General features: G+C 52.7%; 1 protein-coding gene. It reads left to right on the top strand.

The features are described 5' to 3' along the window. The first annotated feature begins 245 nt into the window (after positions 1–245). Entirely contained in the window at positions 246–722 is a 477-nt protein-coding gene (locus tag C0039_RS20820; RefSeq protein ID WP_207796510.1) for a hypothetical protein, read from the top strand. The last annotated feature ends 29 nt before the right edge of the window (positions 723–751 follow it).

The raw sequence follows: 751 nt of genomic DNA, 5'->3' as shown, positions 1-751 counted from the left end.
ATCGACAACACTCCTTCTCTGTACTAAGAGATTAGAATGTTGCGTCGACCGTTTGAATCCGCACCTATTATCGGTCGCTTGGGTTACACTCTCCCAAGGTCCGCTTTCGTACACCATAGCGGCCGTAACGTGGGGGCGATATATACTACTCATAACCGCTGATCGCGATACCGGAGCGTCGGTATTCGCGAGGCCGATGCACTTTGTTACGCGCCACTTTGCAGAGCCTTTAGGAGTGCTAGATTTTGATTCTCGCTAGATTTGGCAGAGCGGTAAGCAGTCATGACTGGTTCACTGCGCTCGTAGAACTCGTTCTGCTAGTAGTAGGTATCTTCTTTGGTTTCCAGCTTGACCGCTGGCACGACGAGCGACTGGATCGCGAATTGGCCAATGAGTACCGCTTACAACTCATTGCCGATCTGGAAGTAGAGCGCAGCGATATCATTGAGCTCATCGCGTATCACGAGTCAGTGCGTGACTACGCGGAGGTCGCACTGACTGCGTGGGATCAGCAGCCTCTAGTGGAGCCGGAGGATCTTGTTGTCGCGCTCTATCAGGCTTCGAACATTCTTCCGTTCACTTCTGCGCGGGGCGCGTATGATGCTCTGTCAGCCAATGGTCTCATCGACCTCATCGGCGATCCGGCTCTTCGATCTAGGCTCGCGGCATACTATGGTCAGGCCACCAATGGTTTTACCCCGGCACGGCGGACATTCAGTTAAGAGCAGTTTGACTCAATTGTGTTAGTTTT

Source organism: Pseudohalioglobus lutimaris, from assembly GCF_002866825.1.
GTDB lineage: Bacteria > Pseudomonadota > Gammaproteobacteria > Pseudomonadales > Halieaceae > Halioglobus > Halioglobus lutimaris.
The sequence above is the reverse complement of the archived record's forward strand: the minus strand, read 5'-3'. Positions and strand labels throughout refer to the sequence as shown.